General features: G+C 45.8%; 1 protein-coding gene. It reads left to right on the top strand.

Annotation, left to right across the window (positions count from 1 at the left end):
- Window positions 1–467: DUF1542 domain-containing protein (locus tag E5983_RS09470; protein WP_160333525.1), on the top strand; the 467-nt coding region annotated here is incomplete at both ends.

Below are 467 nucleotides of genomic sequence, written 5' to 3'. Positions count from 1 at the left end.
AGGTATTACTGCAATCCAAGCGATCAATCCAGTAGCAGAGGTTAAACCAGCAGCGAAAGCGGCAATTGATGAAGCAGCGGCAGCGAAGAAGGCCTCTCTAGAAGCCCGTGATGACTTAACAGCTGAAGAGAAAGCAGCAGCGAAAGCTGAGGTAGACTCTGAGGCAGCTAAGGCTAAGTCAGCGATTGATGCAGCCCAAACAGATGCTTCCGTAGAAGTTGAGAAATCTGCAGGAATTGCCAAGATTAATGCGGTGAATCCATCAACTGAATCTTCAGAGAAGAATCTTTTGAAGAAAGATATTGATGAAGTAGCAGCGGCGAAGAAGGCAGAAATTGAAGCTCGTAACGATCTAACTCAAGAAGAGAAAGATGCAGCTAAGTCATCTGTTGATGCAGAAGCCAACAAGGCTAAAGCAGCGATTGATGCAGCTAAGACTTCTGAAGAAGTTCAAACAGCAGCGACTG

Source organism: Streptococcus danieliae (assembly GCF_009767945.1).
Classification (GTDB): domain Bacteria; phylum Bacillota; class Bacilli; order Lactobacillales; family Streptococcaceae; genus Streptococcus; species Streptococcus danieliae.
The sequence above is the reverse complement of the archived record's forward strand: the minus strand, read 5'-3'. Positions and strand labels throughout refer to the sequence as shown.